Origin of the sequence: Secundilactobacillus odoratitofui DSM 19909 = JCM 15043 (assembly GCF_001434895.1) — a bacterium.
GTDB classification, from domain to species: Bacteria; Bacillota; Bacilli; order Lactobacillales; family Lactobacillaceae; genus Secundilactobacillus; species Secundilactobacillus odoratitofui.
Genome location: NZ_AZEE01000022.1, coordinates 1 through 229 on the forward strand (window position 1 = coordinate 1; position 229 = coordinate 229).

Below are 229 nucleotides of genomic sequence, written 5' to 3' on the forward strand. Positions count from 1 at the left end.
GTTAAGGTCACCACAGTGTCAGCTGGGGCACCGGTTACTTTGCCAGTAACGCTGTAACCGCCGTTATCACCCGTCACTTTAGCCGTGGTCGTGGCCTTAGTTGGGACGGCAATATCCGTACTCTGATTCCCGCCAGCTGGGGTCAAGGTCACAACCTTATCCGTTGGCACTTCACCGTCGGTCATTGGAATTGTAACTTTTCCATCATCACCAGCGGTTGCGGTGATTG

General features: G+C 53.7%; 1 protein-coding gene. It reads right to left on the bottom strand.

All coding sequences use genetic code 11. The features are described 5' to 3' along the window. A partial coding sequence (locus FD04_RS12605) for a hypothetical protein (protein ID WP_235805629.1) occupies nt 1-185 on the bottom strand: 185 nt, incomplete at its 3' end. Between the last annotated feature and the right edge of the window lie 44 nt (nt 186-229).